General features: G+C 71.3%; 17 protein-coding genes. 3 read left to right on the top strand and 14 right to left on the bottom strand.

The features are described from left to right. Window positions 1–323 precede the first annotated feature (323 nt). Together fahA and ACY1JF_RS00595 are read left to right on the top strand one after the other, a co-directional pair. Window positions 324–1,535 (top strand): fumarylacetoacetase, encoded by a 1,212-nt coding sequence (fahA, locus tag ACY1JF_RS00600; RefSeq protein WP_462702961.1) that lies wholly within the window; start codon window positions 324–326, stop codon window positions 1,533–1,535. 286 nt (window positions 1,536–1,821) lie between these two features. Beyond that, the gene (locus ACY1JF_RS00595; RefSeq protein ID WP_462702960.1) at window positions 1,822–2,760 is read left to right on the top strand and encodes a M56 family metallopeptidase; all 939 of its coding nucleotides are present in this window, start codon (window positions 1,822–1,824) and stop codon (window positions 2,758–2,760) included. A 15-nt stretch (window positions 2,761–2,775) separates the two neighbouring features. Here the strand turns inward: ACY1JF_RS00595 and recQ are convergent, their stop codons facing one another. Continuing rightward, a complete protein-coding gene (gene recQ / locus ACY1JF_RS00590) occupies window positions 2,776–4,794 on the bottom strand; it encodes a DNA helicase RecQ (protein WP_462703177.1) in 2,019 nt (672 codons plus the stop codon). Between the two features lie 354 nt (window positions 4,795–5,148). Here recQ and ACY1JF_RS00585 point away from each other — a divergent pair, with 354 nt between their 5' ends. After that, the gene (locus ACY1JF_RS00585; RefSeq protein ID WP_462702959.1) at window positions 5,149–5,748 is read left to right on the top strand and encodes a Uma2 family endonuclease; all 600 of its coding nucleotides are present in this window, start codon (window positions 5,149–5,151) and stop codon (window positions 5,746–5,748) included. Window positions 5,749–5,806: 58 nt separating this feature from the next. Here ACY1JF_RS00585 and nuoN read toward each other — a convergent pair whose 3' ends face one another. From nuoN to ACY1JF_RS00520, 13 genes are read right to left on the bottom strand one after another with little or no spacing between them, the layout of a single operon-like run. After that, window positions 5,807–7,456 (bottom strand): NADH-quinone oxidoreductase subunit NuoN, encoded by a 1,650-nt coding sequence (nuoN, locus tag ACY1JF_RS00580; RefSeq protein WP_462702958.1) that lies wholly within the window; start codon window positions 7,454–7,456, stop codon window positions 5,807–5,809. Next, window positions 7,453–9,051, bottom strand: coding sequence for an NADH-quinone oxidoreductase subunit M (locus ACY1JF_RS00575; protein ID WP_462702957.1), 1,599 nt, complete (start codon window positions 9,049–9,051; stop codon window positions 7,453–7,455). Before ACY1JF_RS00575 ends, nuoN begins: the two co-directional genes overlap by 4 nt. Window positions 9,052–9,056: 5 nt before the next feature. After that, window positions 9,057–11,021 carry an NADH-quinone oxidoreductase subunit L gene (gene nuoL, locus ACY1JF_RS00570; protein ID WP_462702956.1) on the bottom strand — a complete coding sequence of 655 codons (1,965 nt, stop codon included), beginning with the start codon at window positions 11,019–11,021 and terminating at the stop codon, window positions 9,057–9,059. A 14-nt stretch (window positions 11,022–11,035) separates the two neighbouring features. After that, window positions 11,036–11,335 carry an NADH-quinone oxidoreductase subunit NuoK gene (gene nuoK, locus ACY1JF_RS00565; RefSeq protein ID WP_462702955.1) on the bottom strand — a complete coding sequence of 100 codons (300 nt, stop codon included), beginning with the start codon at window positions 11,333–11,335 and terminating at the stop codon, window positions 11,036–11,038. Next, window positions 11,332–12,171: an NADH-quinone oxidoreductase subunit J gene (locus ACY1JF_RS00560; protein WP_462702954.1), complete on the bottom strand. Its 840-nt coding sequence runs from the start codon at window positions 12,169–12,171 to the stop codon at window positions 11,332–11,334. The genes nuoK and ACY1JF_RS00560 overlap by 4 nt, the downstream gene beginning before the upstream one ends. Then, on the bottom strand, window positions 12,168–12,815 hold the full coding sequence (gene nuoI, locus ACY1JF_RS00555) for an NADH-quinone oxidoreductase subunit NuoI (RefSeq protein ID WP_462702953.1): 648 nt from the start codon (window positions 12,813–12,815) through the stop codon (window positions 12,168–12,170). Before nuoI ends, ACY1JF_RS00560 begins: the two co-directional genes overlap by 4 nt. After that, the gene (gene nuoH, locus ACY1JF_RS00550) at window positions 12,808–14,184 is read right to left on the bottom strand and encodes an NADH-quinone oxidoreductase subunit NuoH (protein ID WP_462702952.1); all 1,377 of its coding nucleotides are present in this window, start codon (window positions 14,182–14,184) and stop codon (window positions 12,808–12,810) included. Before nuoH ends, nuoI begins: the two co-directional genes overlap by 8 nt. Beyond that, on the bottom strand, window positions 14,181–16,712 hold the full coding sequence (locus tag ACY1JF_RS00545) for an NADH-quinone oxidoreductase subunit G (protein ID WP_462702951.1): 2,532 nt from the start codon (window positions 16,710–16,712) through the stop codon (window positions 14,181–14,183). The genes nuoH and ACY1JF_RS00545 overlap by 4 nt, the downstream gene beginning before the upstream one ends. Then, the gene (gene nuoF / locus ACY1JF_RS00540; RefSeq protein ID WP_462702950.1) at window positions 16,709–18,061 is read right to left on the bottom strand and encodes an NADH-quinone oxidoreductase subunit NuoF; all 1,353 of its coding nucleotides are present in this window, start codon (window positions 18,059–18,061) and stop codon (window positions 16,709–16,711) included. Before nuoF ends, ACY1JF_RS00545 begins: the two co-directional genes overlap by 4 nt. Next, on the bottom strand, window positions 18,058–18,969 hold the full coding sequence (gene nuoE / locus ACY1JF_RS00535) for an NADH-quinone oxidoreductase subunit NuoE (RefSeq protein WP_462702949.1): 912 nt from the start codon (window positions 18,967–18,969) through the stop codon (window positions 18,058–18,060). The genes nuoF and nuoE overlap by 4 nt, the downstream gene beginning before the upstream one ends. Continuing rightward, a complete protein-coding gene (locus ACY1JF_RS00530; RefSeq protein WP_462702948.1) occupies window positions 18,966–20,288 on the bottom strand; it encodes an NADH-quinone oxidoreductase subunit D in 1,323 nt (440 codons plus the stop codon). The genes nuoE and ACY1JF_RS00530 overlap by 4 nt, the downstream gene beginning before the upstream one ends. Continuing rightward, window positions 20,285–21,025, bottom strand: a complete 741-nt coding sequence (locus ACY1JF_RS00525; protein WP_462702947.1) for an NADH-quinone oxidoreductase subunit C — start codon at window positions 21,023–21,025, stop codon at window positions 20,285–20,287. Before ACY1JF_RS00525 ends, ACY1JF_RS00530 begins: the two co-directional genes overlap by 4 nt. Beyond that, the gene (locus ACY1JF_RS00520; RefSeq protein ID WP_462702946.1) at window positions 21,022–21,576 is read right to left on the bottom strand and encodes a NuoB/complex I 20 kDa subunit family protein; all 555 of its coding nucleotides are present in this window, start codon (window positions 21,574–21,576) and stop codon (window positions 21,022–21,024) included. The genes ACY1JF_RS00525 and ACY1JF_RS00520 overlap by 4 nt, the downstream gene beginning before the upstream one ends. Between the last annotated feature and the right edge of the window lie 12 nt (window positions 21,577–21,588).

Below are 21,588 nucleotides of genomic sequence, written 5' to 3'. Positions count from 1 at the left end.
AACGGAAGCGGAGCGCTACCCACCGGTCACCGCGCCCGGACCCCGGCCGACCCCCGGGCGCCCCCGGCCGACCACCCCACCCGTCACTCACCTGTCACCACACCCGCCTTGCGCGCCGTCGGCCGCGCTCTGCCCCGCCACGCCCCGACAGCCGTAACGTGTGGCCCGGCCACCCGGAACGCCAGTCAGGCGGCGCGCACCCCGCACCGTCACGCCCCGAAGCCCCCGGGCACGCGCCGGCGCGCACCGGCAGGCACCGGAGGCACCGGAGGTCCCGGCCCACCCCGGCACGCATCGTCGAACACGAAAGCGAGGCAACGCAGATGCCCCTCCTCGACGTCCCCGAGGGCGACCCCTTCGGCCCGCACAACCTCCCGTACGGCGTGTTCTCGTCCCCCGGCAGGCAGGAGCGGACGGTGGGCGTCCGGCTGGGCGACCACGTGCTCGACGCCGGCGCGGCGGCCCGCGCCCTCGGATCGCCGTACGCCTCCCTCCTCGCCCGGCCCACCCTCAACCCACTGCTCGCGGCCGGCCGCACCACCTGGTCCGGCGTACGGCGCGCGCTGACCGCCTGGGTGACAGTTCCCGCGCACCGCGAGACTCTCGCCCCGCTGTTCCACCCCCTCTCCTCGGTCACCCTGCACCTGCCCTTCGAGGTGGCCGACTACGTCGACTTCTACGCCTCCGAGAACCACGCCCGGAACGTCGGCCGCATCTTCCGCCCCGACGCCGCCGACTCCCTGACCCCGAACTGGAAACACCTGCCGATCGGCTACCACGGCCGCTCCGGCACGGTGGTCGTCTCGGGCACGGACGTCGTACGCCCCGCCGGTCAGCGCAGGTCCCCCACCGACCCGGCCCCCGTCTTCGGCCCGTCCGTGCGCCTGGACATCGAGGCCGAGGTCGGTTTCGTGGTCGGGACGCCGAGCGGGCGCGGCCGACCGGTCCCGCTCCACGACTGGCGCGAGCACGTGTTCGGACTGTGCCTGCTGAACGACTGGTCGGCACGGGACATCCAGGCCTGGGAGTACGTCCCCCTCGGCCCGTTCCTCGGCAAGTCCTTCGCCACGTCGGTCTCGGCGTGGATCACCCCCCTCGACGCACTGGAGCACGCGCGGATCGCCCCGCCGGAGCGGACCCACCCGCTGCTGCCGTACCTGGACGACACCGACGAGGAACCGAGCGGCTACGACCTGCGGATCTCCGTCGCCGTCAACGGCCACGTCGTCTCCGAGCCGCCCTTCTCCACCATGTACTGGACGGCCGCCCAGCAACTCGCCCACCTGACCGTCAACGGCGCCTCGCTGCGCACCGGCGACCTGTACGGCTCGGGCACCGTCAGCGGCCCTTCCGAGCGGGAACGCGGATCCCTGCTGGAGCTGACCTGGAACGGCCGCGACCCTCTGGAACTCCCGGACGGCAAGCGGACCTTCCTGGAGAACGGCGACGAGGTCACCCTGTCCGCCTGGGCCCCCGGCCCGAACGGCACCCGGGTCGGGCTGGGCGAGGTGACGGGCCGGGTGGTCGCGGGCTGACCGGAACGGCCGGGACGACGACGACGGAACAGCGACAGGAACAGGGACAGGAACAGCGGCAGCGACAGGAACGGCGAAGGGAACACCGAGGCGAACGCCGACACGGAGAGCGAGGCGAACGCCGCTCCGGAGGGCGGACGAGACGGCCGCCACTTGACGCTCCTCGGACCTGACTCGCACCGCCCCGCCCCGTCATACTGTCGGCGGACGGTGCGCCGCGCCGTCCGCACTCCCCGCACGATCCAGAGCCGAGCCGCCTTTCCGACCAGGATCCGGAGCCCGTGGCATGACCGTCAGCCTGCTTCTGCTGAGCGTCGTCGCCCTGACCGCCGCCGTGCCGGCGCCCCGCGCGCTGACCCGGGCCAGCTGGCCGGAACGGGACCCGGTGGTCGCGCTGTGGGTCTGGCAGTGCCTGGTCGCCACGGTCCTGCTGAGCTGTCTGACCGCCCTGGCCCTGGGTGCCGCCGCCGTCTTCGGCACGGTCCGCGCCCAGCTCTTCGCCCCGGCGCCGCCCGCGGTGGCCGAGGCGTACGACCTCTCCGCCGGACCGCCCTGGACGGCGGCCCTCACCGTGCTGCTGGCCTGCGGAGCCGCCTGGACCACCGCCATGCTCGCCCGGGAGCTGGCCGAGGCGCGACGGCGCCGCGCCCGGGCCCGCTCGCATCTGCGCGAACGCGCCCCCGACCTGCCCGCCGGGCTCCCCACCGCGCGCGGGCCCCTCCTCGTGCTGGAGGACGAGTACCCGGACGCCTGGTGGATGCCCGGCAGCCCGCCCCAGCTGATCGTCACCACCGGTGCCCTGCAGCGTCTCACCGACCACCAGATCGACGCGGTCCTCACCCACGAACGCGGCCACGCCCGCGCCCGCCACGACTGGCTGCTGCACCTCTCCACCGCACTGGCCACCGGCTTCCCCCGTGTCCCGCTCTTCGCCCACTTCTGCGACCAGACCCACCGCCTGGTGGAACTCGCCGCCGACGACACCGCCTCCCGGCGCTGCGGCCACCTGACCACGGCCCTCGCCCTGATCGAGCTGAACCAGCACCGGGGCGTCCTGTCCTGCTCCTCCAGCCACCGCCTCCTCGGCGAACGCGTCGCCCGTCTCCTGGAGCCGCGGCCCCGCCTGGGCCGCCGCCACCGCGCCATGACCACGGCGACGGCCGCCCTGGTGCCCCTCCTCCCCCTGCTGATCACCTTCGCCCCGGGCCTCACGGCTCTGGCCTGAGCCGCCCGCACCCGGCTATGTCCAGTCGTCGGGCTCCGGCTCGTGCTCGGGCCAGTCGTCCGGACCCATGTCCGATGCCGGGTCCTCGGACGGGCCCGCGGTGGGTACGGGAGCCGAGGACGGCTCGGCGTCGCCGGCCGGCCCGCCCAGCCCCGCGAGCACCTCCAGCACGCCCTCCCCGTACGTCGTCAGCTTCTTCTCGCCGACGCCGCTGATGGAGCCGAGCTGCCCGATCGACGTGGGCCACACCGTGGCGATCTCCCGGAGGGTGGCGTCGTGGAAGATGACGTACGCCGGGACGCCCTGTTCCCTGGCCCGCTCGGCACGCCAGGCGCGCAGCGCCTCGAAGGCGGGCACCAGCGCCTGGGGCAGCTCCGCCGCCGCGGTCTTGGGCTTGCGCTCACCGCGTCCCCCGCCGGACGCCTTCACCGCCGTCGGCTTCTTCGGTTCCTTGCGCAGCGGGACCTCCCGCTCCCGGCGCAGCACGGCCGCGCTGTCGTCGGTCAGCACCAGCGTGCCGTACTCCCCCTCCACCGCCAGCAGTCCCTGGGCCAGCAGCTGCCGGACGACGCCGCGCCACTCGCCCTCGCTCAGCTCGTTCCCGATGCCGAACACCGAGAGCTGGTCGTGGTCGAACTGGATGACCTTGGCGGTGCGCCTGCCCAGCAGGATGTCGATGATCTGCCCGGCGCCGAACTTCTGCCCGCGCTCCCGCTTCAGCCGCACCACCGTCGACAGCACCTGCTGTGCCGCGACCGTGCCGTCCCAGGTCTCCGGCGGGGTGAGGCAGGTGTCGCAGTTGCCGCACCCGGCCGCCTCCGGATCCTGCCCGAAGTAGGCGAGGAGCTGGCCGCGCCGGCACTGGACCGTCTCGCACAGGGCGAGCATGGCGTCCAGGTGGGACTGGGCCCGCCGCCGGAACGCCTCGTCGCCCTCGCCGGACTGGATCAGCTTGCGCTGCTGCACGACGTCGTTGAGGCCGTAGGCCATCCAGGCCGTCGACGGCAGCCCGTCCCGCCCGGCCCGGCCCGTCTCCTGGTAGTAGCCCTCGACCGACTTCGGCAGGTCGAGGTGGGCGACGAACCGGACGTCCGGCTTGTCGATGCCCATGCCGAAGGCGATGGTCGCCACGACCACCAGGCCCTCTTCCCGCAGGAACCGGGACTGGTGCGCCGCGCGGGTGCCCGCGTCCAGGCCCGCGTGGTAGGGCACCGCCTCGACGCCGTTGCGGGTGAGGAACTCGGCCGTCTTCTCCACCGAGTTCCGGGAGAGGCAGTAGACGATGCCCGCGTCCCCCGGGTGCTCCTCGCGCAGGAAGGCCAGAAGCTGCTTCCTGGGGTCGGTCTTCGGCACGATCCGGTACTGGATGTTGGGCCGGTCGAAGCTGGCCACGAAGTGCCGGGCCGCCGGCATGTTCAGCCGCTCGGTGATCTCGCGGTGGGTGGCGTGGGTGGCCGTCGCCGTGAGCGCGACGCGGGGGACGTCCGGCCAGCGCTCGCCCAGCAGGGAGAGCGCGAGGTAGTCCGGCCGGAAGTCGTGCCCCCACTGCGCGACGCAGTGCGCCTCGTCGATGGCGAAGACCGCGATCTTGCCCCGGGAGAGCAGGCCGAGGGTGCTCTCCAGCCGCAGCCGCTCGGGCGCCAGGTAGAGCAGGTCCAGCTCGCCGGCGAGGAACTCGGCCTCCACCGTGCGCCGCTCGTCGAAGTCCTGCGTCGAGTTCATGAACCCGGCGCGCACGCCGAGCGCCCGCAACGCGTCCACCTGGTCCTGCATCAGCGCGATGAGCGGGGAGATCACTATGCCGGTGCCGGGCCTGACCAGGGACGGGATCTGGTAGCACAGCGACTTGCCGCCGCCGGTCGGCATGAGCACGACGGCGTCACCGCCCGCGACCACGTGCTCGATGACCGCTTCCTGCTCGCCGCGGAAGTCCTCGTACCCGAAGACCCGGCGCAGCGCGGCGACCGCCTCGCTGATCTCGCCGTCCGCGGCCCTGGTCCCTGCCATCTCACCGATCACGCTCGTCCCGCCCATCGTCCTGCCCCCGTACGTGCTGCCCCGTCTGTCCGGCCTGTCCATCCAGCCCGTCCGTCCGGCCCGTCCATCCAGCCTGTCTGTCCAGCCCGTCCGTCCGTCCGGCCCGTCCGTCCGGCCCGTCCGTCCGTCCCGTCCGTCCGATCCGTCTGTCCTGCCCCGACCACTGCCTCCACGATAGGGGCCCGCACCGACAGCCACGGAGTTATCCACAGGCCTCGGCCGCCACCGCCCGCTCACCGCCCCTCACCGTCGTCAAGGACACGAAGGTCGTTCACACGTTCGCGGGAGACCTGCCCGTTTCCGGCCGATAGTCTGAATGCGCCCGCGAGACTCCGTCGCATGGGAGCACTGATGAGCGTCGCACCGAAGGCGTCCAAGCCCACTTGGCCGACCCCGCCGGAAGGCGGCTGGACCGCCGACGACCTGGACCGCCTCCCGGATCTTCCTCCGCATACGGAACTGATCGACGGGAGTCTCGTCTTCGTGAGTCCGCAGACCCTTTTCCACTCACGCGCTGTCGATTTCTTCAACTGGCAGTTGCAGTCACTCGCCCCGGCGGAATTCGAGGTCGTCCGCGAGTTCACCATCGACATCGACCGGCAGAACCGGCCCGAACCGGACGTGATCGTGATCAGCGCGGATGTGGTGGAGGACCCGGAGCAGACCCGTTGCCCCGCCGACTCCGTGCTGCTGGCCGTCGAGGTCGTCTCCGCCGAGTCCGTCTCCCGCGACCGCGAGACCAAGCCCCTGAAATACGCCCGCGCCGGCATCCCCCACTACTGGCGGGTGGAGAACGAGAAGGGCCTCGCCGTCGTGCACGCCTTCGAGCTGGAGCCCACGACCGGCGCGTACACCAGCGTGGGCATCTTCCGCGAGCGGATGAAGGCGGCCGCCCCCTTCCCCCTGGACCTCGACCTCACCCGCATCAAACCGCGCCGCGGCCCCGCGTAGGGCAGCGGCCCGGCACCCCCGTGAGGGGCGCCGGGCCGTCGCCGCGGTCAAGCGCGGGTCAGCGCACGAACACCCCCGCCTGTCCCGCCAGATCCAGGAAGTACTGCGGCGCCACGCCCAGCACCAGCGTGACCGCCACGCCCACCCCGATCGCCGTCCTCGTCAGCGCCGACGGCACCGCGACGGTCGGGCCCTCGGGCCGGGGCTCGCTGAAGAACATCAGCACGATCACGCGGATGTAGAAGAACGCCGCGATCGCCGAGGAGATCACACCGATCACGACCAGCGGGGCCGCGCCGCCCTCCGCCGCCGCCTTGAACACGGCGAACTTCCCGGCGAAACCGGAGGTCAGCGGAATGCCCGCGAAGGCCAGCAGGAACACCGCGAACACGGCCGCCACCAGCGGCGACCGACGGCCCAGCCCCGCCCACTGCGACAGGTGCGTCGCCTCGCCGCCCGGGTCCCGCACCAGCGTCACCACCGCGAACGCGCCGATCGTGACGAAGGAGTAGGCCGCCAGGTAGAAGAGGACGGACGAGACGCCGTCCGGGGTGGTCGCGATGACGCCCGCGAGGATGAACCCGGCGTGCGCGATCGACGAGTACGCCAGCAGCCGCTTGATGTCGGTCTGGGTGATCGCGACGATCGCGCCGCCCAGCATGGTGACGATCGCCACGCCCCACATCACCGGCCGCCAGTCCCAGCGCAGGCCGGGCAGGACGACGTAGAGGATGCGCAGCAGGGCGCCGAACGCCGCCACCTTGGTCGCCGCCGCCATGAAGCCGGTCACCGGTGTCGGCGCGCCCTGGTACACGTCCGGCGTCCACATGTGGAACGGCACCGCGCCCACCTTGAACAGCAGGCCCATGACGATCAGCGCGGCGCCGACCAGCAGCAGCGCGTCGTTGCCCATGGTGTCGGCGAGCGCCGGGGTGACCTCCGTGACCGACCCGTCGACGACCTGCGCGATCGTGCCGTACGACATGGAGCCCGAGTAGCCGTAGAGCAGGGCGATGCCGAACAGGGTGAACGCGGAGGCGAACGCGCCGAGCAGGAAGTACTTGACCGCCGCTTCCTGCGACATCAGCCGCTTGCGGCGGGCCAGCGCGCACATCAGGTAGAGCGGGAGGGAGAAGACCTCCAGGGCGACGAACAGGGTCAGCAGGTCGTTGGCGGCCGGGAAGACCAGCATGCCGGCGACGGCGAAGAGCAGCAGCGGGTACACCTCGGTGGTGGTGAACCCGGCCTTCACCGCCTTCTGCTCGCTCTCGCTGCCCGGCACGGACGCGGCCTGGGCGGCGAAGGAGTCCACCCGGTTGCCGTGCGCCGCCGGGTCGAGCCGCCGTTCGGCGAAGGTGAACAGGCCGACCAGGCCGGCGAGCAGGATCGTGCCCTGGAGGAACAGGGCCGGTCCGTCGACGGCGACGGCGCCCATCGCGGCGATGTGCGCCTTGGTGGTGCCGTATCCGCCGGCCGCGAGCGCGACGACCGCGGCGAAGGCGGCGACGAGCGCGACGGCGGAGACGAACATCTGCGCGTGGTAGCGCGATCTGCGCGGTACGAACGCCTCGACGAGGACTCCGACGACCGCCGCCGCGACGACGATCAGGACGGGCGACAGCTGGCCGTACTCGATTTTCGGCGCGTCGATCCGGGAGATCGGATCGGCCGCCGTTGTCCACAGGCTGTGGACGGCTGTTGCGCTCACTTGGCCGCCTCCACCTCGGGCCGGGGGTCCTTCTGCTGTACGTCGGACATGGTCTGCCTGACCGCCGGGTCGACGATGTCCGTGACGGGCTTGGGGTAGACGCCCAGGAAGATCAGCAGCGCGACCAGCGGCACGGCGACCGCCAGTTCACGCACCCGCAGGTCCGGCATCGCGGCCACTTCCGGTTTCACCGGGCCGGTCATCGTCCGCTGGTAGAGGACGAGGGTGTAGAGCGCGGCGAGCACGATGCCGAAGGTCGCGATGACGCCGACCACCGGATAGCGCGTGAACGTCCCGACCAGGACCAGGAACTCGCTCACGAAGGGCGCCAGTCCCGGCAGTGACAGGGTGGCCAGAGCGCCGATCAGGAAGGTGCCCGCGAGCACCGGGGCGACCTTCTGCACACCGCCGTAGTCGGCGATGAGCCGCGAGCCGCGCCGGGAGATCAGGAAGCCGGCCACCAGCATCAGCGCGGCGGTCGAGATGCCGTGGTTGACCATGTAGAGCGTCGCGCCGGACTGGCCCTGGCTGGTCATCGCGAAGATGCCCATGATGATGAAGCCGAAGTGCGAGATCGACGCGTACGCCACCAGCCGCTTGATGTCGCGCTGGCCGACCGCGAGCAGCGCCCCGTAGAGGATGCTGATCAGCGCCAGGACGAGGACGACCGGCGTCGCCCACTTACTGGCCTCCGGGAAGAGCTGGAGGCAGAAGCGGAGCATCGCGAAGGTGCCCACCTTGTCGACGACCGCCGTGATCAGCACGGCGACCGGGGCGGTGGACTCCTGCATGGCGTTGGGCAGCCAGGTGTGCAGCGGCCACAGCGGCGCCTTCACCGCGAAGGCGAAGAAGAAACCGAGGAACAGCCAGCGTTCGGTGCTGGTCGCCATGGTGAGCGAGCCGTCGGCCCGTGCCTCGGCGATCTCGGTGAGCGAGAAGTCCCCGGTGACCACGTACAGCCCGATCACCGCGGCCAGCATGATCAGTCCGCCGGCCAGGTTGTAGAGGAGGAACTTCACCGCCGCGTACGAGCGTTGCGTCGCCGCCGCCTTCTCGTCCTCCGCCGCGGTGGCGGCAGATCGGTACGAGCCGTGGGCCCGGTCGCCGAAGCCGCCGATGAGGAAGTACATCGGGATGAGCATGGCTTCGAAGAAGACGTAGAAGAGGAAGACGTCGGTGGCCTCGAAGGAGATGATCACCATCGCCTCGACGGCCAGGACCAGGGCGAAGAAGCCCTGCGTCGGCCGCCACCGGCTGCTGCCGGTCTCCATCCGGTCCGCGTCGTGCCACCCGGCCAGCACGATGAACGGGATCAGCAGGGCGGTCAGCGCGATCAGCGCCACCGCGATGCCGTCCACGCCCAGTTCGTAGCGGACGCCGAAGTCGGCGATCCAGGAGTGCGACTCGGTGAGCTGGTAGCGGTCGCCGTCCGGGTCGAAGCGGACCAGGACGACGAGCGCGAGGACGAGCGTGGCCAGCGAGAACAGCAGCGCCAGCCACTTGGCGGCGGTGCGCCGCGCGGCCGGCACGGCGGCCGTCGCGATCGCCCCGACGGCCGGGAGCACGGCTGTCGCTGTCAGCAGGGGAAAGGACATCGGTATCAGACCGCCCTCATCAGCAGGGTCGCGGCGACGAGGACCGCCGCACCGCCGAACATCGAGACCGCGTAGGAGCGCGCGAACCCGTTCTGCACCTTGCGCATCCGTCCGGACAGCCCGCCGACCGAGGCCGCCGTGCCGTTGACGACCCCGTCGACCAGGGTGTGGTCGACGTAGACCAGGGAGCGCGTGAGGTGCTCGCCGCCGCGGACCAGGACGACGTGGTTGAAGTCGTCCTGGAGCAGGTCGCGCCGGGCGGCCCGGGTGAGCAGCGATCCGCGCGGGGCGACGGCCGGGACCGGACGGCGCCCGTACTGCGCCCAGGCCAGCGCGACGCTGATCACCATCACGGCGACCGTCGACAGGGTGACCGTCAGGGCGCTGACCGGCGGGTGGCCGTGCTGGTGCGCGGTGATCGGCTCCAGCCAGTGCAGGAACCGGTCGCCGAGGCTGAAGAACGCGCCGCCCGCGACCGACCCGACGGCCAGCACGATCATCGGAATCGTCATGACGCCCGGCGACTCGTGCGGGTGCGGCGGGGTGTACTCGCCGCGCGTCTCGGCGGCGGGCTCCACGTCCGGCTCGGCCGGGGACGGCGTCGGCGCCTCGCGCCAGCGCTCCTCGCCGAAGAACGTCATCAGCATCACGCGCGTCATGTAGTACGCCGTGATGGCCGCGCCCAGCAGGGCGCAGGCGCCGAGGATCCAGCCCTCGGTGCCGCCCTTGGCGAACGCCGCCTCGATGATCTTGTCCTTGGAGAAGAAGCCGGACAGGCCCGGGAAGCCGATGATGGCGAGGTAGCCGAGGCCGAAGGTGACGAACGTGACCGGCATGTACTTCCTGAGGCCGCCGTAGCGGCGCATGTCGACCTCGTCGTTCATGCCGTGCATGACCGAACCGGCGCCGAGGAAGAGACCCGCCTTGAAGAAGCCGTGGGTCACCAGATGCATGATCGCGAAGACATAGCCGATCGGGCCGAGGCCCGCGGCGAGCACCATGTAGCCGATCTGCGACATGGTCGACCCGGCCAGCGCCTTCTTGATGTCGTCCTTGGCGCAACCGACGATCGCACCGAACAGCAGCGTCACCGCGCCGACGACGGTGACGGCCAGTTGCGCGTCCGGCGCCCCGTTGAAGACCGCGGCCGAACGGACGATCAGGTACACGCCCGCCGTCACCATGGTCGCGGCGTGGATGAGGGCCGAGACCGGGGTCGGACCCTCCATCGCGTCCCCGAGCCAGGACTGCAGCGGCACCTGGGCGGACTTGCCGCATGCGGCGAGCAGCAGCATCAGCGCGATCGCGGTCAGCTTGCCCTCGCCGGCCTCCCCGGCGAGCCCAGGTTCCGCCACCGTGCCGAGCACCGGCCCGAAGGCGAACGTCCCGAACCAGAGGAACATCAGCATGATCGCGATGGACAGGCCCATGTCACCGACCCGGTTGACCAGGAAGGCCTTCTTCGCGGCCGTGGCGGCGCTGGGCTTGTGCTGCCAGAAGCCGATCAGCAGGTAGGAGGCGAGACCGACGCCCTCCCAGCCGACGTACAGCAGCAGGTAGTTGTCGGCGAGGACCAGGATCAGCATCGCCGCGAGGAACAGGTTGAGGTAGCCGAAGAAGCGGCGGCGGCGCTCGTCGTGCTCCATGTACGCGACCGAGTACAGGTGGATCAGCGAGCCGACGCCGGTGATCAGCAGCACGAACGTCATCGACAGCTGGTCGAGCCGGAAGGCGACGTCGGCCTGGAAGCCCTCGACCGGGACCCAGCTGAACAGGTGCTGGGTCAGGGTGCGTTCCTCACCGCCCTTGCCCAGCATGTCGGTGAAGAGGACGGCGCCGATCACGAAGGACACGGCGGCCAGCAGCGTGCCGAGCCGGTGTCCCGCGGCGTCCAGCCGACGGCCGCCGCACAGCAGTACCGCCGCTCCGAGCAGAGGCGCTGCCACCAGCAGCGCGATGAGAGACTCCACGATTCAGCGACCCCTCACAGCTTCATCAGGCTGGCGTCGTCGACCGAGGCCGAGTGGCGGGAACGGAACAGGGACACGATGATCGCGAGGCCGACCACGACCTCCGCGGCGGCGACGACCATCGTGAAGAAGGCGGTGATCTGGCCGTCCAGATTGCCGTGCATCCGGGAGAAGGCGACGAACGCCAGGTTGCAGGCGTTGAGCATCAGCTCGACGCACATGAACACCACGATGGCGTTGCGCCGGATCAGCACCCCGGTGGCGCCGATCGTGAACAGCAGGGCCGCGAGATAGAGGTAGTTGACCGGATTCACTGGGCCGCCTCCCCACTGTTCGTGCGCTCAAGGCGCTCCTCGGCCCGCTGCTCCAGGGCCTTCAGGTCACCCAGCGCGTCCGCCGACACGTCCCGGACCTGGCCCCGCTCGCGCAGCGTCCTGCTGACGGTCAGCTCGGAGGGGGTGCCGTCGGGCAGCAGACCGGCGATGTCCACGGCGTTGTGCCGGGCGTACACCCCGGGCGCGGGCAGCGGCGGGAGGTACTTGCCCTCCCGGATCCGCTCCTCGGCCAGCTCCCGCTGGGTCTTGGCCCGCTCGGTGCGCTCCCGGTGGGTGAGCACCATGGCGCCGACCGCGGCGGTGATGAGCAGGGCGCCGGTGATCTCGAACGCGAAGACGTACTGGGTGAAGACCAGGGCCGCCAGGCCCTCCACGTTGCCGCCCGCGTTGGCCTGTCCGACGCCGTTGAACTCCGTGAGGGAGGCGTTGCCGATGCCCGCGATCAGCAGGACGCCGAAGCCGAGCCCGCACAGCAGGGCCAGCCAGCGCTGCCCCCTGATGGTCTCCCGCAGGGAGTCCGCCGCGGTGACGCCGACCAGCATCACCACGAACAGGAACAGCATCATGATCGCGCCGGTGTAGACGACGATCTGCACGACGCCGAGGAAGTAGGCGCCGTTGGCGAGGTAGAACACCGCCAGGACGATCATGGTGCCGGCCAGGCAGAGGGCGCTGTGCACGGCCCGTTTCATGAACACCGTGCACAGGGCGCCGATCACCGCGACGGTGCCGAGGATCCAGAACTGGACGGCCTCCCCGGTGGAGGTGGAGTAAGCGGCGAGGGCGGTGGAGCCGGCGGCGAGCTGCGCGGTCATCGGCGGACCACCTCCTCCGACGCCGGTTCGTCCTCGCCGAAGGCCGAGGCGGCCTCCTGCGGGACCTCCCCCTTGGAGACGGCGACCTGCCGCTCGGTGCCGGGGGCGGCCTCGGTGACCAGACCCCGGTAGTAGTCCTGCTCGTCCGTCCCCGGGTAGATCGCGTGCGGCGTGTCGACCATGTTGTCGTCGAGTCCGGCGAGCAGCTGCTCCTTGGTGTAGATGAGGTCGGCGCGGCTGGAGTCGGCCAGCTCGAACTCGTTGGTCATCGTCAGCGCGCGGGTGGGGCACGCCTCGACGCACAGCCCGCACAGGATGCAGCGGGCGTAGTTGATCTGGTAGACGCGGCCGTAGCGCTCACCGGGCGAGTACCGCTCCTCGTCCGTGTTGTCCGCGCCCTCGACGTAGATCGCGTCGGCGGGGCAGGCCCAGGCGCACAGCTCGCAGCCGACGCACTTCTCCAGGCCGTCGGGATGGCGGTTGAGCTGGTGCCGTCCGTGGAACCGCGGAGCGGTGGTCTTCTCCTGCTCCGGGTACTGCTCGGTCAGCCGCTTCTTGAACATGGCCTTGAAGGTCACGCCGAAGCCGGCCACGGGATTCTGGAAACCGGGCCTGGTCCCCCCGGGTCCCTGTTCCTCAGCCATCGGACGCCTCCTTTCCCTCCGCAGATCCGCCCAGCGGTCCGTCACTGTGAGTATCGGCCCCGCCACTGACAATCAGCTCCCGCTCCCGGCGCGGACCGCGCCTGGGCACCGGCGGAAGCTCCTGTCCCGGCAGCGGTGGCACGGGGAACCCGCCGGCCATCGGGTCGAACGCGGCCGGCTCCTCGGCGGGCCGCTCGGCCCGCTTCCCCTTGTCCCGGTACAGGTCGAAGAGGAAGGAGAGCAGCAGCAGGACGATCACTGCGCCGCAGACGTAGAGCGCGATGTCGGCGAAGTCGTAGTTCTCGTTCCTCAGGGCCCGGACGGTCGCGACGAGCATCAGCCAGACCAGCGAGACCGGGATGAGGACCTTCCAGCCGAGCTTCATCAGCTGGTCGTAGCGGACCCGGGGCAGCGTGCCGCGCAGCCAGACGAAGAAGAACAGCAGCAGCTGGAGCTTGACGACGAACCACAGCATCGGCCACCAGCCGTGGTTGGCGCCCTCCCAGAAGGTGCTGACCGGCCAGGGGGCCCGCCAGCCGCCGAGGAAGAGGGTGGTGGTGACCGCCGAGACCGTCACCATGTTCACGTACTCGGCGAGCATGAACATCGCGAACTTGATCGACGAGTACTCGGTGTTGAAGCCGCCGACCAGGTCGCCCTCGGACTCGGGCATGTCGAAGGGGGCGCGGTTGGTCTCGCCGACCATCGTGACGACGTAGAGCAGGAAGGAGACCGGCAGCAGCAGGACGTACCAGCGGTCGGCCTGCTGCTCGACGATCGCGGAGGTCGACATGGAGCCCGAGTAGAGGAAGACCGAGGCGAACGCGGCGCCCATGGCGATCTCGTAGGAGATCATCTGCGCGCAGGAGCGCAGCCCGCCGAGGAGCGGGTAGGTCGAACCGGAGCTCCAGCCCGCCAGGACGATGCCGTAGATGCCGACCGAGGCGACCGCCAGGATGTACAGCATGGCGATCGGCAGGTCGGTGAGCTGCATGGTGGTGCGCTGGCCGAAGACCGAGACCTCGTTGCCGGCCGGGCCGAAGGGGATCACGGCGAACGCCATGAAGGCGGGGATCGCCGCGACGACCGGCGCGAGGACGTACACCGCCTTGTCGGCGCGTCTGACGACGACGTCTTCCTTGAGCATCAGCTTCACGCCGTCGGCGAGCGACTGGAGCATGCCCCAGGGGCCGTGCCGGTTGGGGCCGATGCGCAACTGCATCCAGGCGACGACCTTGCGCTCCATGACGATGGCGATCAGTACGGTCACCATCAGGAACGCGAAGCAGAACACCGCCTTGACGACGACCAGCCACCAGGGGTCCCGGCCGAACATCGAGAGGTCTTCAGCGGCGAGGTACGGGCTCATGCCTCCACCTCCTCGGGGGCCGCGCCGACGGTCGTCGCCGGGCCGATGCGGACGAGGGAGCCGGGCAGCGCGCCGATGTCGGAGGCGACGCCGTCACCGGCGGAGTTCAGCGGCAGCCACACCACCCGGTCGGGCATCTCGGTGACCTGGAGAGGCAGTTCGACGGCTCCCGCCGGGCCGGTCACCGCGAGGACGTCACCGTCCTTGACGCCCGCCTCGGCGGCCGTGGCGACCGACACGCGCGCGCGTGCCGCGTGCCGGGTGCCGGCGAGCGCCTCGTCGCCCTCCTGGAGGCGGCCCTGGTCGAGCAGCAGCCGGTGCCCGGCGAGCACCGCCTCCCCGGCGGCCGGCCGCGGCAGCGCGGCGGCCCGTTGCCGGGGGTCGGCGGCCGGCGGCCCCTGCCAGGGTCCGAGCCGGCCGATCTCGGCGCGTACCGTCCGCAGGTCCGGCAGTCCCAGGTGCACGTCCATGGCGTCGGCCAGCATCTGCAGCACCCGCGCGTCGGTGGGCGCCGGGCGCCGGGTCATCTGGTCGGGCTTGAGCGCGGCCTCGAAGGAGCGGACCCTGCCCTCCCAGTTGACGAAGGTGCCCGCCTTCTCGGCGACCGCCGCGACGGGCAGGACCACGTCGGCCAGCTCGGTGACCTCGCCGGGCCGCAGCTCCAGCGACACCACGAACCCGGCCTCGGCCAGCGCGGCACGCGCGCGTGCCGGATCGGGCAGGTCGGCGACCTCCACGCCCGCGACCAGCAGCGCCTGGAGTTCGCCCGCGGCGGCGGCCTCGATGATCCGGCCGGTGTCCCGGCCGGATCGGTGCGGCAGCGCGGCCACGCCCCAGACGGCGGCGACCTCGTCACGCGCGCGCGGGTCGGCGGCCGGGCGCCCGCCCGGCAGCAGCGTCGGCAGCGCGCCCGCCTCGATCGCGGCGCGCTCCCCGGCCCGGCGCGGGATCCACACCAGGCGCGCGCCGGTCGCGGACGCGGTCCGTACGGCGGCGGTCAGGCCCCCGGCGACCGCCGCCAGCCGCTCGCCGACGACGATGACCGCGCCCTTCGCGCGCAGCGCCTCGGCGGCCCGGATCCCGTCGCCCTCCAGGCCGACGCCGCCCGCGAGCGCGTCCAGCCACTCGGTCTCGGTGCCGGGCGCGGCGGGCAGCAGCGTGCCGCCGGCCTTGCGCAGACCGCGCGTGGCGTGCGTGGCCAGGGCGAACACCTCCTGCCCGTGCTTGCGCCACGCCTTGCGCAGCCGCAGGAAGACGCCGGGTGCCTCCTCCTCGGCCTCGAACCCGACGAGCAGCACCACCGGCGCCTTCTCCAGCGTCGCGTACGTCACCCCCGTATCTCCCCCGGGCTCCGTCCGGGAGGACCCCCAGAGACCACGGCTCCGGCCGGCCACCCGGGCCGCCAGGAAGTCGGCCTCCTCGGCGCTGTGCACGCGCGCGCGGAAGTCGATGTCGTTGGTGTCGAGCGCCACGCGCGCGAACTTGCTGTACGCGTAGGCGTCCTCCATGGTGAGCCGTCCGCCGGTCAGCACCCCGGTCCGGCCGCGCGAGGCCAGCAGGCCCTGCGCGGCGATCCGCAGCGCCTCCGGCCAGGAGGCGGGCTCCAGGTCGCCCTCCGCGTTGCGCACCAGGGGTGTGGTGAGCCGGTCCCGCTGCTGCGCGTACCGGAACCCGAACCGCCCCTTGTCGCAGATCCACTCCTCGTTGACCTCGGGGTCGTCGGCCGCCAGGCGGCGCATGACCTTGCCGCGCCGGTGGTCGGTGCGCGTCGCGCAGCCGCCGGCGCAGTGCTCGCACACCGACGGCGAGGAGACCAGGTCGAAGGGGCGGGAGCGGAACCGGTACGCCGCCGAGGTGAGCGCGCCGACCGGGCAGATCTGGATGGTGTTCCCGGAGAAGTACGACTCGAAGGGGTCGCCCTCGCCGGTGCCGACCTGCTGGAGCGCGCCCCGCTCGATCAGCTCGATCATCGGGTCGCCCGCGACCTGGTTGGAGAACCGGGTGCAGCGGGCGCACAGCACGCACCGCTCGCGGTCGAGCAGCACCTGCGTGGAGATCGGCACGGGCTTCTCGTAGGTCCGCTTCCTGCCCTCGAAGCGGGACTCGGCGTTGCCGTGCGACATCGCCTGGTTCTGCAGCGGGCACTCGCCGCCCTTGTCGCAGACCGGGCAGTCCAGCGGGTGGTTGATGAGCAGCAGCTCCATCACGCCCTTCTGGGCCTTCTCCGCGACCGGCGAGGTGAGGTGGGTCCTGACCACCATCCCGTCGGTGCAGGTGATGGTGCACGACGCCATGGGCTTGCGCTGGCCCTCGACCTCGACGATGCACTGCCGGCAGGCGCCGGCCGGGTCCAGGAGCGGGTGGTCGCAGAACCGGGGGATCTCGATGCCGAGCTGCTCGGCGGCCCGGATGACCAGGGTGCCCTTGGGCACGCTGATCGCCACGCCGTCGATGGTCAGCGACACCAGGTCCTCGGGCGGGACCGCGGCCTGTCCTCCGCCGGAGGGGGCGCCTGTGGTCACCGTCATGCCTTCACCTCCGTACGGTGGTCGGCCCAGGCCGTCGACTTCGCGGGGTCGAAGGGGCAGCCGCGGCCCGTGATGTGCTGCTCGTACTCCTCGCGGAAGTACTTCAGCGAGGAGAAGATCGGCGAGGCGGCGCCGTCGCCGAGGGCGCAGAAGGACTTGCCGTTGATGTTGTCGGCGATGTCGTTCAGCTTGTCGAGGTCTTCCGTGCGGCCCTTGCCGGCCTCGATGTCGCGCAGCAGCTGCACCAGCCAGTACGTGCCTTCGCGGCAGGGCGTGCACTTGCCGCAGGACTCGTGGGCGTAGAACTCGGTCCAGCGGGTGACGGCGCGGACCACGCAGGTCGTCTCGTCGAAGCACTGGAGGGCTTTGGTGCCGAGCATGGAACCGGCGGCACCCACCCCTTCGTAGTCGAGGGGGACGTCGAGGTGCTCCTCGGTGAACATCGGCGTCGAGGAGCCGCCCGGCGTCCAGAACTTCAGGCGGTGGCCGGGGCGCATGCCCCCGCTCATGTCGAGGAGCTGGCGCAGGGTGATGCCGAGCGGTGCCTCGTACTGGCCGGGGCCGGCGACGTGGCCGGAGAGGGAGTACAGCGTGAAGCCCGGGGACTTCTCGCTGCCCATCGACCTGAACCAGTCCTTGCCCTTGTTCAGGATCGCGGGAACCGACGCGATGGACTCGACGTTGTTCACCACGGTGGGGCAGGCGTAGAGGCCGGCCACGGCGGGGAAGGGGGGACGCAGCCGCGGCTGACCACGGCGGCCTTCGAGCGAGTCGAGCAGTGCGGTCTCCTCACCGCAGATGTACGCGCCCGCGCCCGCGTGCACGGTGAGGTCCAGGTCGAGTCCGCTGCCCAGGATGTCCTCGCCGAGGAAGCCCGCCGCGTACGCCTCGGCGACGGCCGAGTGCAGCCGCCGCAGCACGGGGACGACCTCACCCCGCAGATAGACGAAGGCGTGCGACGACCGGATGGCGTAGCAGGCGATGACGATGCCCTCGATGAGGCTGTGCGGGTTCGCGAAGAGGAGCGGGATGTCCTTGCACGTCCCGGGCTCCGACTCGTCGGCGTTGACGACCAGATAGTGCGGCTTGCCGTCCCCCTGGGGGATGAACTGCCACTTCATCCCGGTGGGGAACCCGGCGCCGCCCCGGCCGCGCAGGCCGGCTTCCTTGACGTACGCGATGAGGTCGTCCGGCGACATGGCCAGCGCCTTGCGGAGCCCCTCGTACCCCTCGTGCCTGCGGTACACGTCCAGCGTCCAGGACCTGTCCTCGTCCCAGAAGGCCGACAGCACGGGCGCGAGCAGCTTCTCCGGGCCGGTGTCCTTGATCTCGGCGGCCAAGGTCATCACTCCCCCTCCTCGGCAGTGGGCCCCGCCGGGTCGGAGGGGCGAGGCGCGGCCTCCCCTTCGCGGGCGGTGGTGGGCGACGGGTGGGCGGGGTCGGAGGCCGATGTGTCCTGCGGCGCGTCGTGGGAGCTGAGGTGCTCGGTCGGCGAGGGCTCGTGCGGCGGCTCGTCCCGGAGCGCCGCGCCGCGCGGGTGCACCACGCGCGCGGTGGCGGACTCGCCCTTCGCCAGCCTGAGGCCGGCCAGGGAGGCGGGTCCCGCGCTTCCCCCGGCCTCGACGGCGCCCTCCCGCTCGTCGGGGAAGCCCGCCAGGATCCGGGCGGTCTCCTTGAACGTGCACAGGGGCGCGCCGCGCGTCGGCGTGACCGGCCGGCCGGCCCGCAGGTCGTCGACCACGCGGCGGGCGCCGGCCGGGGTCTGGTTGTCGAAGAACTCCCAGTTGACCATCACGACCGGGGCGTAGTCGCAGGCCGCGTTGCACTCGATGTGCTCCAGGGTGATCTTGCCGTCGTCGGTGGTCTCTCCGTTGCCGATGCCCAGGTGCTCCTGGAGCTCCTCGAAGATGGCGTCGCCGCCCATGACCGCGCACAGGGTGTTGGTGCAGACGCCCACCTGGTAGTCGCCGCCCGGCCGGCGCCGGTACATGGTGTAGAAGGTCGCCACCGCGGTGACCTCGGCGGTGGTCAGGCCGAGCAGCTCGGCGCAGAACCGCATCCCGGTGCGCGTGACGTGGCCCTCCTCCGACTGCACGAGGTGCAGCAGCGGGAGCAGGGCGGAGCGGGAGTCGGGGTAGCGGGCGATGATCTCGCGCGCGTCGGGCTCCAGGCGGGCCCGTACGTCGGCCGGGTAGTCGGGCGCGGGCAGCTCGGGCATGCCGAGTCCGACGCCCCGCTGAGGGGAACTGGTGGTCACCGGTCGACGCCTCCCATCACGGGGTCGATGGACGCCACCGCGACGATGACGTCGGCGACCTGGCCGCCCTCGCACATCGCCGCCATGGCCTGCAGGTTGGTGAAGGACGGGTCGCGGAAGTGGACCCGGTAGGGGCGGGTGCCTCCGTCGGAGACGACGTGCGCCCCCAGTTCGCCCTTGGGGGACTCCACCGCGGTGTACGTCTGTCCCGGCGGCACCCGGAAGCCCTCGGTGACCAGCTTGAAGTGGTGGATCAGGGCCTCCATGGAGGTGCCCATGATCTTCTTGATGTGGTCGAGGGAGTTGCCCAGTCCGTCCGGTCCCAGGGCGAGCTGGGCCGGCCAGGCGATCTTCTTGTCCGCCACCATGACCGGTCCGGGCTTCAGCCGGTCCAGGCACTGCTCGACGATCCTGAGCGACTGGCGCATCTCCTCCAGCCGGATCAGGAAGCGGCCGTAGGCGTCGCAGGTGTCGGCGGTCGGGACGTCGAAGTCGTACGTCTCGTAGCCGCAGTACGGCTGGGACGTGCGCAGGTCGTGCGGCAGGCCCGTGGAGCGCAGGATCGGGCCGGTGGCGCCCAGGGCCATGCAGCCGGCCAGGTCGAGGTAGCCGACGTCCTGCATGCGGGCCTTGAAGATGGGGTTCCCGGTGGCGAGCTTGTCGTACTCCGGGAGGTTCTTCTTCATCTTCTTCACGAACTCGCGGATCTGGTCCACCGCGCCGGGCGGCAGGTCCTGGGCGAGGCCGCCGGGGCGGATGTACGCGTGGTTCATGCGCAGGCCGGTGATCAGCTCGTAGATGTCGAGGATCAGTTCCCGGTCGCGGAAGCCGTAGATCATGATCGTGGTGGCGCCCAGCTCCATGCCGCCGGTGGCGATGGCCACCAGGTGGGAGGAGATCCGGTTCAGCTCCATCAGGAGCACCCGGACGACCGAGGCGCGGTCCGGGATCTGGTCCTCGATGCCGAGGAGTTTCTCGACGCCGAGGCAGTACGCCGTCTCGTTGAAGAACGGCGTCAGGTAGTCCATGCGCGTCACGAAGGTGGTGCCCTGGGTCCACGTCCGGTACTCGAGGTTCTTCTCGATGCCGGTGTGCAGGTAGCCGATGCCGCAGCGGGCCTCGGTGACGGTCTCGCCCTCGATCTCCAGGATCAGGCGGAGCACGCCGTGGGTGGACGGGTGCTGCGGACCCATGTTGACGATCAGGCGTTCGTCGTCGGCGCGGGCCGCGGACTGGACGACCTCGTCCCAGTCGCCGCCGGTGACCGTGTACACGGTGCCCTCGGTGGTCTCCCGGGGGGAGGCGTGCGAAGTGCTCATGAGTACGACCTCCGCTGGTCCGGAGCCGGGATCTGGGCGCCCTTGTACTCGACGGGGATGCCGCCGAGGGGATAGTCCTTGCGCTGCGGGAAGCCCTGCCAGTCGTCCGGCATCATGATCCGCGTCAGTGCCGGGTGGCCGTCGAAGACGATGCCGAAGAAGTCGTACGTCTCGCGCTCGTGCCAGTCGTTGGTCGGGTAGACCTCGAACAGCGACGGGATGTGCGGGTCGGCGTCGGGGGCGCTGACTTCCAGGCGGATCAGCCGGTTGTGGGTGATCGAGCGCAGGTGGTAGACGGCGTGCAGCTCGCGGCCCCTGTCGTTCGGGTAGTGGACGCCGCTGACCCCGGTGCACAGTTCGAAGCGCAGGGCCGGGTCGTCGCGCAGGGTGCGGGCGACGCGGACCAGGTGTTCGCGTTCGATGTGGAAGGTCAGCTCGCCGCGGTCGACGACCGTCTTCTCGATGGCGTTGTCCGGGAGCAGGCCCTGCTCCTCCAGCGCCCCCTCCAGTTCGTCGGCGACCTCGTCGAACCACCCCCCGTACGGCCTGCTCGCCGGCCCCGGGAGTCGGACCGGGCGGACCAGGCCGCCGTAGCCGGAGGTGTCGCCGCCGTTGTCGGCGCCGAACATGCCGCGCTGGACGCGGATCTCCTCGCCGCCCTGGCCGCGCTGACCGGGGAGGTTCTCGGTGGAGAGGTCCTTCTCGGGGTTGGCCCCGGTGCCGTTCGCGTCGCTCATCGCAGCAGCCCCTTCATCTCGATGGTGGGCAGGGCCTTGAGCGCCGCCTCCTCCGCCTCGCGGGCCGCTTCCTCGGCGTTGACGCCGAGCTTGGTGTTCTGGATCTTGTGGTGGAGCTTGAGGATGGCGTCCATCAGCATCTCGGGCCGTGGCGGACAGCCCGGGAGGTAGATGTCGACCGGGACGATGTGGTCGACGCCCTGGACGATCGCGTAGTTGTTGAACATGCCGCCCGAGGAGGCGCAGACCCCCATGGAGATCACCCACTTGGGGTTCGGCATCTGGTCGTAGACCTGCCGCAGCACCGGCGCCATCTTCTGGCTGACCCGGCCGGCCACGATCATCAGGTCCGCCTGGCGCGGCGAGCCGCGGAAGACCTCCATGCCGAAGCGCGCCAGGTCGTAGCGGCCGGCACCGGTGGTCATCATCTCGATGGCGCAGCAGGCGAGGCCGAACGTGGCCGGGAAGACCGACGACTTCCGCACCCAGCCCGCGGCCTGCTCGACGGTGGTCAGCAGGAAGCCGCTCGGCAGCTTTTCTTCGAGTCCCATGACTAAAGGCCC

This window comes from Streptomyces sp. SYSU D01066-1, assembly GCF_054956795.1.
Note: the sequence above shows the minus strand (reverse complement) of the source record. Positions and strands in the feature narration are given on the sequence as shown.

Bases quoted from the DNA above. Each gene is read 5' to 3' on its own strand.
- fahA (WP_462702961.1), top strand. From the start codon at position 324: ATGCCCCTCCTCGACGTCCCCGAGGGCGACCCCTTCGGCCCGCACAAC.
- ACY1JF_RS00595 (WP_462702960.1), top strand. From the start codon at position 1,822: ATGACCGTCAGCCTGCTTCTGCTGAGCGTCGTCGCCCTGACCGCCGCC.
- recQ (WP_462703177.1), bottom strand. From the start codon at position 4,794: ATGGGCGGGACGAGCGTGATCGGTGAGATGGCAGGGACCAGGGCCGCG.
- ACY1JF_RS00585 (WP_462702959.1), top strand. From the start codon at position 5,149: ATGAGCGTCGCACCGAAGGCGTCCAAGCCCACTTGGCCGACCCCGCCG.
- ACY1JF_RS00575 (WP_462702957.1), bottom strand. From the start codon at position 9,051: ATGTCCTTTCCCCTGCTGACAGCGACAGCCGTGCTCCCGGCCGTCGGG.
- ACY1JF_RS00560 (WP_462702954.1), bottom strand. From the start codon at position 12,171: ATGACCGCGCAGCTCGCCGCCGGCTCCACCGCCCTCGCCGCTTACTCC.
- nuoI (WP_462702953.1), bottom strand. From the start codon at position 12,815: ATGGCTGAGGAACAGGGACCCGGGGGGACCAGGCCCGGTTTCCAGAAT.
- nuoH (WP_462702952.1), bottom strand. From the start codon at position 14,184: ATGAGCCCGTACCTCGCCGCTGAAGACCTCTCGATGTTCGGCCGGGAC.
- ACY1JF_RS00545 (WP_462702951.1), bottom strand. From the start codon at position 16,712: ATGACGGTGACCACAGGCGCCCCCTCCGGCGGAGGACAGGCCGCGGTC.
- ACY1JF_RS00530 (WP_462702948.1), bottom strand. From the start codon at position 20,288: ATGAGCACTTCGCACGCCTCCCCCCGGGAGACCACCGAGGGCACCGTG.
- ACY1JF_RS00525 (WP_462702947.1), bottom strand. From the start codon at position 21,025: ATGAGCGACGCGAACGGCACCGGGGCCAACCCCGAGAAGGACCTCTCC.
- ACY1JF_RS00520 (WP_462702946.1), bottom strand. From the start codon at position 21,576: ATGGGACTCGAAGAAAAGCTGCCGAGCGGCTTCCTGCTGACCACCGTC.